The following is a 15480-nucleotide window of genomic DNA, read 5'->3' on the forward strand; positions in this document are numbered from 1 at the left end:
ATGAATCGCCCCCTGCGCAAGCCCTTGTCGGACCTGATTTCCCAGCTGACGCGCAAGTCGCGTCGCGCCAGGCGTGCCCAGGCGGAGCCTTCGCGTTTCGTCTTCGAGGGGCTCGAGCCGCGCATGCTGCTCTCAGCCGACCCGCTCACGGCAGCGGTGGCTGCCGGCAGCGATATGGTGCTGCGCTTGAACGAGGACAAGCAGCGACTGGAACTGGTGGAGCAGCTCGAGGACCAGGTGCAGCTGCTGGAGAGCTTCGATCTCGGCGAGGCCAAAGAGCATGGCATCACCATCCAGGGCAGTGAGGACGACGATTCGCTGAGCTTCGATACCAGCCTGCTCGACGAGTCGGTGAGTGGCCTGATCGTCAATTTCCATGGCGGCGATGGCGACGACACCCTCAATCTGGCCAACAGCCAGGGCCTGGTCATCAACTTCGTGGGGGGCGATGGCGATGACCGGATCATGGGGCTCGAGGGCGATACCGAGTGGAAGGTGACCGGGGAAGGCCAGGGCGAGGCCGGCGAGAGCTGGCTGAGCTTCAGCGGTATCACCGATATCGATGCGGCCTGGTATCGCGAGGAGGGCGATATCACCCCCGCAGACGATGACTTCGTGCACCGTCTTTCCGCCACCGTGGACGGCTTGAGCTGGGCGCTTTTCGATGAACGCAGCCTGTCGCTGGGGGGCATTGCCTTCGAAGGTATCGACGAACTGGTCGGCCTTCACAGCCAGACCCTGGACTATTCCGACTACGCCACCTCGGTGGCGGTGGACCTGGGCACCGGCGAAGCCAGCGGTTTCAGGCAGGTAAGCGGCTTCGGCCATGTGATCGGCAGCAACGGCGACGATATTCTGATCGGCGACAGCGCAGCGACCCAGGGCGTGATTCTCGATGGCCGCAATGGCGATAACCTGATCGTCGGCGGCGGCGGTGACGATACCCTGCTGGCCGGGGCGGGCCAGAGTACTTTGGTCTCCGTCGGTGGTAACGACACCTTTGCCCTGAGCGACAGCCTGGGCGATGAGTTCAGTGTCGCAGAGGCCGAGCTGACCTATGTGGTGGAGCGCTCTTCCGGTGATATCACGCTATCGAACGAGGGGGAGCAAGCCAGTATCGAAGCCGATTCAGGCGGCGTGACGTTCACCCACCAGCCGGTAGAGATCGTGCTGGCGGCGGCCGGCAATGGCCAGACCTTGAGCGCCACCGGCTATGCGCTTGGCGGCGTGACCTTCCAGGCGCGTGACGGCGCCTCGAGCACCCTCATGTTGGGCAGTGAGCAAAGTGACCGCTTCATCCTCGGTGCCGGCGGCGGCGAGGTGAATGCAGGCGGTGGCGACGAAAACCTGATCGAAGCCCAGGCCGATGTCGATATGACACTGACCGATACCAGCCTTGTGGTCGGTGACGGTGACTGGGAGACGTGGTCCCTAGCCAACGTCCAGCTCGCCCATCTGGTGGGTGGCGAGAGCGACAACGTGCTCGATGCCAGCCTGTTCAGTGGAGGCGTGCGTCTGGAGGGTGTGGCGGGCAACAACATGCTGTATGCCGGCCAAAAGGACTCCATTCTGATCGGCGGCAGCGGCGACGATGAGCTCTACGGCGGCGAGGGCGCTGACCTGCTGTTCGGCAACGGAGGCAATAACCTGCTGGACGGCGGCGGTGGCGAGAACACGGCCATGGCTGCCACCTCGCACTCGCTGCGCCTGTTCGGTGATGCCGATGAAGCCACTCTTCTGCGCGGTGATCTGGCGGAACGGCGCACCCTGGAGCTGAATTACGCTCCGGGAACCACGGTGCGATTTACCTATGACGGTGAGGAAACCGCTGACCTTGATATCGCCGCCGATGCACTCGAAGTGCAGCATGCCCTTGAGCAGCTGACCGGTATTGGTGCAGGTAATCTGCAGGTTTCGCGGGAGATTTATACCGAGGGAAGCGAGGGTGACCCTCAGGAAATGGTGCGCTGGACGGTGCGCTTCGTCGGTGACTTCATGGAGGTGCAAAGCGATGGCACCTTTGCCAAGGCGCTGGCGAACAGCGAGGCGTTCAGTGTGGCCCTGGTTGCTGGGGCCGCTGCCACGACTGCCAACTCTCAGCGCGTCCAGGAGCGCACTGCGGGTGTCGATACCCTGAAGAACATCCAGCAGGGCGTACTGCAGGCGGAGCACGGCAATACCGTGCTGGATGCCCGTGGCTACAGCGGCAGCGTGCTGCTGCAGGGCGGCAGCGGCAACGACACCCTGTATGGCGGCGACGGTGTCAGCCAATTCGTCACTCTGGCCGGCGACAACACGATTCATGCCGGCAGCGGCGAAAACGACATCATCGGCGGGGCGGGGCGCGATCACCTCATCATCCAGGGCTCCAGCGTCACTGTCGCCGGTGACACCTTCGAGATCGGCGATACGACCTCGAGCTATGTCAACGTCGATCAGCTGACGCTCGTGGGCACCGAGGGGGATGACACCCTGGAGGCCGATGGCTGGCACGGCCTGGGCGAGGGCAGTTCGCTGATCGAACTGATGCAGCGTGGTGGTGCCTCGCAGGCCGATACCGAGGCCTTTCTGGCGGCACTGGGTGGCGACCTGACGGACGACGAACTGGAGGAGCTGGGTGCCACTTCGGCGATTCTCGACATCACCCTGGCCGACGGCAGCGAGCACCGGCTCAACATCGCCGACGCTCGCACCATCGGCGATTTGCTGCTTCTGCTCAATTCGGTAGAGGGCCTCGAAGCCGAGTTCGATACCGCCGAAGGGCAGCTGCGCGTGAGCGATGGCTCTGAAGGCGAGGGCACCTTCGCGATTGCTGCCAATGAGAGCGCGGCGCTACTGACGGATGCGCTTGGCTTCGGCATGTCGGATAGTGATTGGGTCAGCCAGCCCTTGGCGGGTGCCGGAGTGACCTTCGACGCCAGGTTGGGAGGCAACAATACCCTCAAGGGTAGCCGCGGCGACGACCGCTTCATCGTGGTGGCGGGTGAGCACGATATCGACGGTGCCGGTGGCACCAATACCCTGGTGGCGAGCCATGGGAACGGCGATATTTCCCTCCTCGATGACCAGCTGACCTTGGGCGAGCTCGAGTCGGACCTCGCCAATATCGACCTGGCCGAGCTGCTGTTGACCGGCGGCAGCGATGTGACGCTGCGTTCCACCGGCTTCAGCGGTGTGACCCAGTTCCGGGTGGCCAGTGCGGTCGACGACGTGACGGTCGAGGCTGGCGATGACGACGTGGTGGTCGTCGATCTGCAGGCGGGCAGCCTGGATGGTCTGGATGCGGTGGATGTCAGTGGCGGAACGCTGGTCGGCTACTGGAGCGGCGACAGCGAGCTTAGCGGCGTCGAGCAAAATTTCGAAACGGACATCGAGCTGCGCGCTGCCGGCAAGCTGACGCTGACAGACACGACCTTGACCACCAATGGCGCTGATCTGACGCTGATTGCCCGTCACCTGACCATCGATGGCGGCAGCAAGCTCGATACGGGAGCCGGTGATCTGCACGTCAGCGCCCAGCTGCCGCCCAAGGTGCTGGCGCCGGTCAACGGCTTCGTCGACGTCGGCCTGTTCGATCTCTCCGTCTCCATCGATAACGCCATTCTTGAGGGCGCCAACGTACGCATCGACGCCCTGCTGATCGACCCTGAGCGCGACTGGTTCAACCTGCGCACCGGTATCAGCGCCATCGATGGCGGTATCGATTCGGCCCTGGGCTTCTTGCAGGGCCTTTCGCTGTTCGGCAGCATCTCCACCCTCGTTGCCAATGCCACCATCGATATCGGCACTGATGCTGAGATCACCGCTACAGCGGGTGATATCACCGTGGCTTCCGAGATCGACATTACCGCCGACGTGTCTCCCACGGCGGCCTGGGGGCTAGGCGTCTCGGTGAGTACCCTGATCACCCGCTCCAACGTGCATATCCATGGCAATCTTTCGGCCAATGACATTCACCTCAGCAGCAGTGTGACCACGACCCAGAACGTCGAGGCCTCGCCGGGCGGGATTGGCGGGGTGGCCGGGGCGGTGGCGATAAGCGTGCTGGTGAGCGAGTCGCGGGTGATGGTGTGGGACGATGCCAGGATTACCGCGGGCAACGATCTGACCGTTTCCGCCACCACGGTGGAGAACAATACCACCAAGGCGGCGTCGGCCCCCGACAAGGGCATGGTGGGCGTGGCGCTGGCGGTCAACGTGGAGCACAGCCGCACCGAGGCTCAGCTGGCCGGCACCATCACCGTGGGCAATAACCTCAGGGTCGAGGCAAAGACCGAACAGGGCGACAGCAACGGCGCCGTCACCGCCAGTGCCGGCACCGCCAAGCCCTCCGGTGGCCCCAGCAGCCTGCGTGACGGCGTTGAGTCCACCCATGCCGACCTGATGCCCACTGCCGTGTTCGGCAACTTCAAACAGGCGCTTGGCAACAAGATTACCGGTGCCGCGAAGCAAGCCGTGGGGGCGTATGCGCCCGATTTCATCGGCAAGCACTTCCGCGAGTCGGATGAAAAGAAGGAGAACACACTGGACGTTGCCGCGGCCCTGGCCATTTCCGTCGACATCAACATCGCCGAGGCGCGCCTGGGCACCAGCGTCAATCGCAGCGGGGATGCGTTGGGTGATGATGAGCGTAGCACTATCCAGGTCGGGGGAGAGGTCGACGTCGAGGCGCTGAGCCAGCACCGCCCGGCGGTGAGTGCCAGCGGTGATGCCAAGGGCGTCGACCCCAACAAGAAGGAAGACAAGAAAAGCTTTGGCAAACAGGTGCTTGGCAACACCATCTTCGCCAAGTATGCCAAGAGCCTGAGCGACTCTCAGGGGTCTGCGGTCAAGGGTAACGACGCTGCGGAAGCACAGAAGAAAAAGGCCCAGGACGACAAGATTGCCGGCAAGGACGCGGCCAAGCTGGGGGTGGCAGGTGCGGTGAGCTTCGGCCTGCTGGACAACCGCGCCAACGCCAGCATCGAGGGTAACGTCGACCTCGATGCCGGCGAGTCGATTTCCGTCGAGGCGGCAAGCCTCAACACGATCGATACCGACAGCCTGTGGGGCATGAACCTCTACACCGCCGGCAAGGCGTTTGGCGACCTGGAAGGGACCTACGACCATACCAGCAACGCCGAGGGAGCGGTTTCGGTCGAGCCTGAAGGCAAGGTACTGGTGGCGGATGGCCACCAGGCCGGCGGCGAGGCCGGCTCGGTATATCGCTTCCTGGGCGAAGACGAAGCGACACTCGACCTCGCCACGGAGGATTTCTCCGACGAGGAGCGCTGGGAGTCGCTGGGCACGCCGCTCGATATCCGTATCGATGAGTTTGTCGACACCCTGAACAGCTACACGTCGGGCAACCTGGGCCTGCCGGGCAGCTTCGACAGCTGGACCATGGCCACCGCCGAGGGCAAGAAGCTCGCCATTGCCGGCTCGGCCAATGTGTTCCTGGTCAACCAGGAGAGTGATGCGCGGATTCGTGAAGGCGCGCGTATCAATCTCGGCGAGGCCGGGGACATCGCCGAGGCCGAGTCGCCGGAGCCGGGCCAGAATGTCAGCGTGGTGGCACGTAACGACAACCACCTCTTCTCCTTGATCGGCAACGTCAGCCTGCCCAAGTTCGCCGGCGCCAACGAGGCGGATGGCGCCGCCTGGAAGAAGGCCTTCAAGAGCGATATCGACAAGCTCAAGTCGGGGCTCGCCGGGGTCAAGTCGGACGGCGGGGCGATCGGTGCCGCCGTGGGGGTACACCTGCTGGGCGGCAGCGCCACGGCGCTGATCGAGAGCGGCGTGAAGCTGGTGGCCGACAGCCTGAATGTGCAGGCCGATAACGAGACCGTGCTGCTCGGGATGGGAGCATCCAGCGGCAAGGCCGACAAGGTGGCCTTCAATGCCACGGCGGTGGCCAACGTCGTCAACAATACCACCCTGGCCCAGGTGCAGGATGGCGTGGAGCTGCGCATCGGTGGCGGCAGCGTCGATGACGAGAGTGGCCTGGCGCTGCGCATCAGTGCCAACGACGAAACCTACGCTTTCGGTATCGCCGGTGGTGTGGCGCAAGGCAAGAGCGTCGGTATCGGCGCCTCGGCGGTGGTCTCGGTGGTTGAGCGCGACACCGCGGCTGTGCTCGGCAGCCTGTCGGGTCCCTCCGGGTACAGCGGCAATATCGTGGTGGGCGGCGACGCCCTGGTCGAGGCAAGCACCTTCGGCGTGGTGGTGGACATGGCGCTGGCTGGCGCCAAGGCCGGCGGCAAGTCGGCCAGTGGCGTGTCTTCGGAAGGCGGCGGCAGCGGCACGGGTGGTGGAAGCGGTGGCGGAACCGGCGAGGACGACCCCAACAAGTGGCCCAACAACCAGAGCAATTACGACAACGTGCTTGCCGAGCTGCGGGCAAAGCTGGGCCTGGGAGGCGGCAGCAGTAGCGGTGGCGAAACCGGTGGCAGCGGCGGTGGCGGCGGCGACAAGAAGGGCGGTTTCGGGCTGGGTGTCTCCGGTTCTGCAGTCGTGCATATCGGCAATGACAATACCCAGGCCTTGATCCAGGGGCTGGAGAGTCTCGACGTCGAGGGTGCCACCCGAGTGGCAGCCAACGACAGTACGCACTTCGGCCTGCTGGCCGGTGGCGCGTCGCTGGCGTTGGGTGGCGATGATGTCCAGGTGGCGGTGGCCGGCGCGGCGGCTCTGGCCTTCCAGGAGGGCATCACCCGGGCGCGTATCGATCACGTGGCCCGGTTCAATAGTGATGGCGTTCTTGTCGAGGCACTGCGCGATGGCTGGGCGGTGATCGCCTCGGCGGGTCTGGCGGTGGCCAAGGGCCAGAAGGGATTCGGCTTTGCCGGTTCGGCAAGCGTGTTGCGCTCCGAGCGCACCATCGATGCCGGCCTGTTGAATATCGAGGCGGGTAGCCTTGGCTTGGTGGAGGTCACCGCGCGTGATGCCGCCAATACCATCATGATCGCCGGCGCAGTGGCCGGCGGTGGCAAGGCGGGCGTGGGCGGCGCTGCGGCTTTCTCCCATCTATCCCATGATGTGGAAGCGCGAGCCGACAGCCTGGGCAGCGACGGTGACGATGCTGCCATTGCCGTAGCGGGCATGGCGGTGGATGCCAGAAGCGAGGCGCTTATCGTCAGCGTTGCCGGCTCCGCCGGTATCGGGGCCAGCGCCAAGGGTGTGGGCCTGGCCGGCACCGTGGCGGTCAATCTTGTCGAGAACACCACTGAAGCCGTCCTTAAGGATGCCTACCTGATGGCACCGGCTGTCGAGGTCGATGACGAGGCCGTCCCCTTCGCGGTGCAGGTCAGCGCCGAGGATCGCAGCAGTATCTGGTCGCTCTCCGGCGCCGTGGGAGTGGGCGGGCCGGCTGGCTTCGGGGCCGCCATTTCGGTCAACTACCTGGCCAACACCACCAGTGCCCTGATCCAGGGCGGGGCCATCGATCAGGCCGCCGGAGTGGCGGTGCTTGCCGCCAATACCGGGCTGCTGCGCACCCTCACCATCGGCGTCGGCGCCAGCAAGAAGGTGGCCGGCTCGGGCAGCGTTTCTGCCAACATGATCTTCAATTCCCTGATGGCGGCGATCGACCAGGCGAAGGTGACCGGAGCCCAGGGCGATATCGCGGTGAGGGCGCAGGACCGCAGCCAGCTGATTGCCATCAGCGGTGCCGCCGCCGGAGCGGGTGCCGTGGCCATGGCGGGTAGTGTATCGGTCAACTTGATCGACAATGATACCGCCGCGCTGATCCGCGACAGTGTGATTACCACCCAGGGCAGCGTGCTGGTGGATGCGGCTTCCGATGCCCTGGTGGTCTCCGTCGCCATCGGCGGCGCCGGGGCCGGCAAGGTGGGCCTGGCCGGCGCGATCAGCGTCAATGTGATTGGCGGTCAGACCCTGGCACTGGTGGAGGGCGGCAGCCTGACGGCTGGCGGCAACATCCAGGTACAGGCCACCGACAGTGCGCGCGTGGTAGTGATTTCCATTGGTGCCGCCGGCGCCGGCAAGGTGGCCGGTGGCGTCAGCAGCGGGACGGTGCAGACCGACAATGCCATCCTGGCCCGGGTGGACGGCGCCACGCTCGATGCGCACAGCGGCGGTGTCAACGTGTGGGCGGGGCTGGCCGACGATACGCGCGGCGATTTCGATCTCTCGGCTATCGGTCTCGGCATCGATCTCGAGACCGAGGGCACCGAGCTGGCACCGGGCGAAGACCCCGACGAGGACGAGCCGGACATTGCGCCGAGGGATCTCTCCAACGTCGATTGGTCCTCCGGTGTCATCAACATTTCCATTGCCGGGTCCGGGGCGGGTGCCGCGGCAGGCTCGGCTGCGGTGGGGCTGAACTGGATGCGCTCTTCGGTGCGCGCCGAGATCACCGGCGGTGCCAGCGTCACGGCCAGGGACGATATCAGTGTCGTCGCAGCCGACCGCAAGGGGTTGGTCAACATGGCCTTTGGCGTGGCCGGTGCGGGCAAGGCCGCGGGCGGTGCCGCCATCTCCTTCAACTACATCGGCGGCGATCCTTCCGACCCGTCGCGTACCGTCGACAATACCAGCGACGATGACGTGGATGCCTCGGAGGATATGCTGATCCTTGCCGGCATCGAGAGCGACCATGGCTATATTCCCGGCCAGGTGGCGGCGATCGTTGACGATGCCACGCTGACCTCTACCCTAGGCAGCGTCGAGGTCGTGGCTTCTGCCGAGGCCCAGTTGCTCAATATCACCGCGGGCGGCGCCGGGGCCGGCAAGGTGGCCCTGGCCGGCTCCATCGGCATCAACTTCATGCAGCACGACCTGCTGGCCACCATCCGCAACGGTGCGGATGTCACGGCGACCCAGGGCGACGTCAGCGTCAGCGCCTCGGTGGCGCCGATCATGATCAACGTGGCGGGGGCTGCCGCCGGGGCCGGTGCGGCGGGGCTGGCGGGGGCGTCCGCCACCAACGACATGGCGTCGATGCTCAAGGCCGGTATCGAGGGAGCCGACACCAGCGTGACGGCGGGTGGAAAGATCGATGTGGTGGCCGAGCTGATTCGTGTGACCAGCGTGCCGAGCATCGACACCGACGACAGCCTGATTCCCGAGGCCGATGAGGACGAGGACCGCCCCGCCACGCCGGAGCAGGGAGACCAGATCTGGAGCTTCGCCCTGAGCGGCGCCGGTGCCGGCAAGGCAGCGGTGGCGGGGGCACTGTCGCTCAACTGGCTGCGCACCGACGTCGAGGCGGTGGTGGATGGCGCCACGTTGAGCGCGACGGGCGACATCACCGTCAAGGCCAGCGACGACCTGGGTCTCAACGCCTTTACCGCGGCGGGTGCCGGGGCCGGCGCCTTCGCCATGGCCGGCTACATGGCCTACAACTACATTGGCGGCAATCCCGACGATCCCACCGATCATGCCGCCAATCGCATCCATGCCCTGATCAAGAACGGTGCGACGGTGACAAGCAGCACGGGTGGCGTCACCCTTGCCGCACACTCCGATTCACGCATCAATGCCTATTCGCTGGGTGGCGCGGTGGCCGGCCTTGCGGCCCTGAGCGGGACCACGTCGCTCAACTTCACGCGCAAGGATATCCGTGCCGACGTGGTGGCAGGCGCTACGGTCTCGGCGGCCAGCGATATCGTCATCGCCGCTGGCGACACCAGCAAGATCACCTCGGCCAGCGCCCAGGTCAACGTGGCGGTGAAGGGCGGTGCCGCCGGCATTTCCGTCTCCTACCACGACATCGAGAACTCCATCCTGGCCGGTAGCCAGGCGTCGACCCTGACCACGAGCGATGAAGGCAACATTCGCATCACCGCCGACTCGCGCTCCGAGAACTTGATCGTGATTGCCGGGGTGACCTACGGCACCTTCGGCGCCGGCGCCGGTAACGCCGGCAGTTCGCTGATTGCCAATGCCACCCAGGCACGCATCGATGGTGGCAATGTGACCGCCGACGGCAGCCTGCTGGTGCATGCCGACAGTTTCGATACCAGCCGCATCACCCTGGGCACCGTAGCAGTCGGTGCCGTGGCCCTGGGCGGTGGGGTCGGCGTCGACCTGATGGGCAGCCGGTCCGAGGCGTGGATTGGCGGGGGCGCCACCGTGCATGCGTATGGCAACGGCGACGGCCTGGATGTCATCGACCGCTGGGAAGACGGCTGGGCCGAGCAGAACCGCAACGGCGTGGTGGTGCTGGCCACCAGTCGCATGGAGTTTCTCACCCTGGCCATGACCGTGGCGGGTGGCGCGGCGACTGCGCTGGCCGCCAACGTGACGGTTGACGGTATCAGCGGGCATACCCATGCCTGGATCGAAAACGCCAGGGTCAGCAGTGACCGGGATGTGGTGGTTCGCGCCCTGCATCGCGGCGATGGCGACAGCGGCGGCGGCTCTGCCGCCATCGACATGACCGCTGCCGGCGCGGCGGGTGTCGACGTGTCTTTGCTCGACCACCAGACCCGGGCCTGGATCGATGGCGGTGACTACCAGGGCGACGGTGCCATGGTCACTGCCTCCAATATCGACGTGGAGGCGCGTGCCGATGTCACTTTCCTGACGGTGGCGATTGGCGTTGCCGTGGGGCTTGGCGGTGCCGCAGCGGCGGGCTCGGCTGGCGCCATCGACCTGTCCATCCAGACCCTTGCCTATGTCCAGGACGTTGAACTCAGCGCCGGCAGCATTCGGGTCGAGGCCAACAACCGGGTCGACGGGCGCTACATCATCGGTGCCGCGGCGGGTAGTGGCGGCGTAGGCATTGGCGCTGCGCTGGCCGTGGGGCTGCTCAATCCAGAAGCCATCGCCCTGGTGAGCAACGCCACCCTGGTGGCAAGCCAGCATATCGATGTACAGGCCCGCCAGCGCATGGATCTGGGGATCACCGTGGCAACCGGGGCCTTCGGTAGTACCGCCGGGCTGGCCGGAGCCGTTTCGGTGATGACCTCCAGCGCCATCACGGAAGCGCGAATCGACAATAGCCATCTCGTGGCAGGTGGCAACGTCAAGGTATTGGCTTCGACGACCACGACAGTCAACGAGCGTGATTCGCTGGCCGGCTATCTGCAGGGCGTCGGGGCTGCGGCAGTCGGCGGCGTGGGGGCGGGGGCCTCGGTTGACGTCATGGTGCTGCGGGAGCAGACCCGGGCCACTGTCGGCAACGGCAGCCGTATCGATGCCGGAGGCTCGATCAGCATCGAGGCGGAACTCGAGCGTCATCTCAACTCCAGCGTGGTGGCCTTCGCCGGTGGCCTCGGCGCAGGCCTGGCGGGGGCCATCTCGGTCATCAGCCTGGGGGCTGGCCTCAGTGAGGAGAGCTTCGCCGAGATATCGGAGCTCAACGATCTGATCGGCGATACCTTCGCTGGCTTCCAGGGGGGTGAGTTCGATCTTCAAGAAGCGGCGGGAGACAGCGATTCCGGCAGCGAGCCTTTCGACGAGGAGGCAGAGCGCGAGGCGTTCGAGAACGACTTCGACGCCCCGGCCAATGCCGGCAATCATAATCAGGCCAATCGTGCTCGCACCAACGAGGTGATGGGTGACCTGACCTCAGGCCTGTCCACCGATCGGCTGTTCGATGTCGAGGAAGGCCAATTGGTTGGCGATACCGCCGCCACCGTAGGGCGCAACGTCAGCCTCGCGGCGGGCAACGCCATCACCGTCGAGGCCGAGGAGCGACTCGAGCAGCATACGCTCACCGGCTCCGGCGCGGTCAGCGGTTTCGCCAGCGTGGGCATCTCCATTGCCGTGCTCGAGCTCAACGGCGCGGTCAGTGCGTCCGTCGGGTATGGCAGTGACCTGGCGGCGGGCGGTACGGTCCGGGTCGCCAGCCAGTTCGACGCGGATGCCGATTTGCAAGCCTATGGCGGCGCCGCGGCGCCTTCGGTGGCGGTCGGCGGTCAGGTAGTGACCCTGACCGATCGTACCGAACAGTTGAGCTATCTGGAGAGCGGCAGCGCCGAGGGGCAGGGGGTATCGATTCTCTCGGCATCGCAGCTGGAGGTGCTGGCCCATGCGCAGCGCGACTACCAGCTGACAGCCGCTGGCGGCGCGATCGGGTATGTGGCGGCCGGCGTTTCCATCGGCATTGCCAGCCTGCAGGGTAATACCCAGGCCTACCTGGGCGCCCATACCCAGGTGGGAGATCCCTCCTATGCAGAGGGCTCCGTGCTCGAGTCCATCACGGTGGCATCCACCAGTGAGGATACCGTGACCTTGAGCGTGACCGCCGTTGCAGCGGGTATCGGCGCCGGGGCCGGGAACCGCTCCGAGATCGAGCTCTCGACCGGCGTGAACGCCTGGGTTGGACAGGGTGCCTCCTTGTATGCGGGTGCCGTGACGGTGGCCGCCAGTGCGATACCTCTCCTTGAGTCGAGCACGCTGGGCGTTTCCGCCGGTGGGCTCGCGGTGGGCGTTTCCGAAACCATCATCACCCTGGGAATGGATATCCAGGCGCGGGTCGGTGACGCGCAGGGTGATGCGACGGACGTCGATATCCTGGCGGAAACGCTGGACATTCGCGCCGCGCTCGAGCGGCCGTCCAGTGGCCATAACATCAATGCCAAGGCGACCGGCGCCAGTGGCGCCCTGGTGGGGGTGGACGCCACCGTCGTGCGGTTGCGTGACACCACGAACGTGCTGGCGGAGCTGGGCAGTGCAGCGGCGGTCACGCTGGCAGCCAACGGCACGCTTCAGGCGCGACGCGAGCAGGCGCTTCGCGACAGCGACTCCTCTCCCATCGATCCCGAGGCGTGGGAGGGGTGGACCGGCGCGCCGCTCGACGATGACTTCATCATGCCGGCTCCCGAGGTGGGGCTCAGCGTGATGGCGCTGCAGGAAAGCAGCATGAATGCCGCTTCCGACAGCTATGCGGGAGGGCTGCTGGCCGCAGGTGCGTCGGTCAACCGCTTGACCCAGACCACCGTTACCACGGCGCGTATCGGTGAAGGCGCCGATGTGATCAGCTTCGGCGGTGTCGATGTCATTGCACGCAGCGAGCAGATCAGCCGCATGGATACCGTGGCGGGGTCGGGCGGTCTGGTCAGCGGGGCCGGTGTGGGTGTACGGGCCGTCGCCGACTCCCGGGTGCTCGCGGAAGTGGCCGATGATGCCGCTCTGACGCTGGTGGATACGGCGGACAGCATCACGATTTCGGCGCTGCAGCGAGTCGATGTCGATGGCCAGATGCGGGCCGTCACCGGCGGGTTGATCGCCGGTGCTGGCGCCGAGGGCATCTATGATCTGACCTTGCAGACGCTTGCCCGGGTGGGGGAAGGCGCGAGCCTGCTGGCCTCGGAAATCGGCGTGTCTGCGACCACCGAAGCGATCAAGAACGATCAAGTCACCAATGACCGGGATAACAGTCGGGGTGAAGTGTATGGCGTCGTTGCGGGTGGCGGCGCTTATGTGACTATCACCGTGGACCTGGATACTCGGGTGCAGATCGAGGACGCGGCCCAGCTGCGTACCAGTACCGCAGTCAGCCCCGATGGCATGGGCGGCAGCGACGGCAGCGGCGATATTCAGCTGCGGGCGCGCAACGTGCTCGACCTGCAGGACCGTGCCAGTCTCACCTCCGGTGGCCTGGGGGCCGGCGGCGGCGTCGAGACGCTGATCGATGCCGATGCGGTGCTGGCCGAGGTCAGGGTGGGAGGCGCCGATATCGATGCCTTCGGGCAGTTCACCGCCTCCGCCAACACTCAGGCGGACCTGAACGCGGTGATCTATATGGACGTCTACGGCGCCGCGAGCGTCAGCGTGGGCCGTGCGGATGTGGTGTTCCGGCCGGACAATCTGGTGACGATTGCCGCCGGTAGCATACGCGCCGACGGCAACATCTGGCTGCTGGCCGGGCGTGATTCCCAGTACGGGTACGACGAGCATCGTATCGCGGCAGCGGTGGACACCTTTGCCGGCAGTGCGCTGCCTTTCGATGATGTCGATGCCACTATCCGGGTGCTGCAGAACAACCAGATCCTGGTGGGCGGCCAAGCGGCGGTGCGTGGCGGCGGGGATATCAACCTCTTTGCCAATGACTACGATCCGGTACCCATGCTGGCCAGGGCCAAGGCGGTGAACTGGGTCAATTCGGCGCTGGGTGCCATCGATAACCTGCTTGGCGGTGGCGGCTTCGAAAACACAGGCGGCTCGACGAGCTCCGTGTCGATCGGCGGGGTGACCGTGGACGGCGTGGTCGAAACGGGGATCAACCGCGATCAGCGTCTGGTCATCACCCTGGCCGACGGCAAAACCCTCGAGGAACTGATGGCGTTGAACCCTGCCGATGCCGAGGACTTCCAGGCGTTCAGGGATGCCATCGTTGCCGAAGCGGGATTCGACGATATCGGCTTCACCATCGGCTTCGGGCGCACCGATTCCGAGCTCTTCCAGGCCCTCTACGAGGCTGAGGAGCGACTGCGGGCTTACGTGGGAGTCGGTTCACAGCGTGCTGTCGATCAGTTCTCTGCTGAAGTGGATCGCTTGAAGCAGCGTTTGATCGACCGTGGCTTGAGCACGACCACCGACAGCGGCGAGGTGGTGCCGGACAACCGCGAGGTGTTGGAAATCCACCTCGATGATATCGATGCCACCGCAGGCCGCATTCGGGTGCTGGCCGACTACCTGGTGGGCAGTGGCGACCTGATTTCACCCACGGATTCCAACATCACGATTCTCAACAAGCTGCCGGCCAGGCTGGTGGTCAATGACATCACCATCAACGAGCAGCTGGGGGGTGTCTATCTCAATGGCAGCATCATGGCCAACGACCAGGAGATCAATGATCTCAATAGGCTGCCTGTCGATCTGACAGGCACCTCACTGGCCAATTTCGGTTACGACGGTGATCCCGATGCTTCACCTTCGCCGAAAATCACCATTGTCAACAGCTATGCCAATGCCGGGCAGATCGGCGACCTGGATGCGGCTGACGCGCTATATGCGGGGCTGGGGGTCAGCGCCAATTACGATCTCTACCTGGATACCTTCGACCGCGACTTTGCCGATCCCAGCGTGCTGGTGCAAGGCAGCATATACGCTCCCTTGGCCGATGCGCTGATTGCTGCCGGCCAGGATTTCGAGCTGAGCGGCCTCGAGGGCAACCCCGATGCTTCCGTGGTGGTACGTGGCCTGGCCATCCAGGCCAGTGACAACGTGACCATCAATAGCAGTCGTTACACACTGGGGCCGCTGCCCGAGGCTGTCATCCGCGACTTCACCAACGGGTGGGTGGAACCCGCGGACGGGGGGGAGTTTACCATTCCGGACTGGATGCGGGACATGTTCCCCTTCCTGCCCGAGGTGCCGGATAACAGCGAGGAGCTCTTCGAGGCGCTGGAGAACTGGACCTATGGTCCGAATAATCGTGCGCCCAGCCTGCAAGCGGCGAACATCACCATCAATGCCGACTGGGTCAATCTCAACGGACATATCAAGAGCGGCATCGATGAGTTCGACATCGTCATCACCCAGGCGGATGCCGAGCAGATTCGCAACACCAATCGTAGCAGTACCTTC

At 65.2% G+C, this 15480-nt stretch carries 1 protein-coding gene (only partly in view); it reads left to right on the forward strand.

Annotation, left to right across the window (positions count from 1 at the left end):
* Positions 1-15480, forward strand: partial view of an LEPR-XLL domain-containing protein gene (locus tag H1D44_RS00035; RefSeq protein ID WP_181512804.1) — the 5' portion only. Its footprint extends 10542 nt past the window's final position; only the first 15480 of its 26022 coding nucleotides appear in the window; the start codon lies at positions 1-3; the stop codon falls past the right edge of the window.

The sequence above is a fragment of the Billgrantia kenyensis genome (genome assembly GCF_013697085.1).
GTDB classification, from domain to species: Bacteria; Pseudomonadota; Gammaproteobacteria; order Pseudomonadales; family Halomonadaceae; genus Halomonas; species Halomonas kenyensis.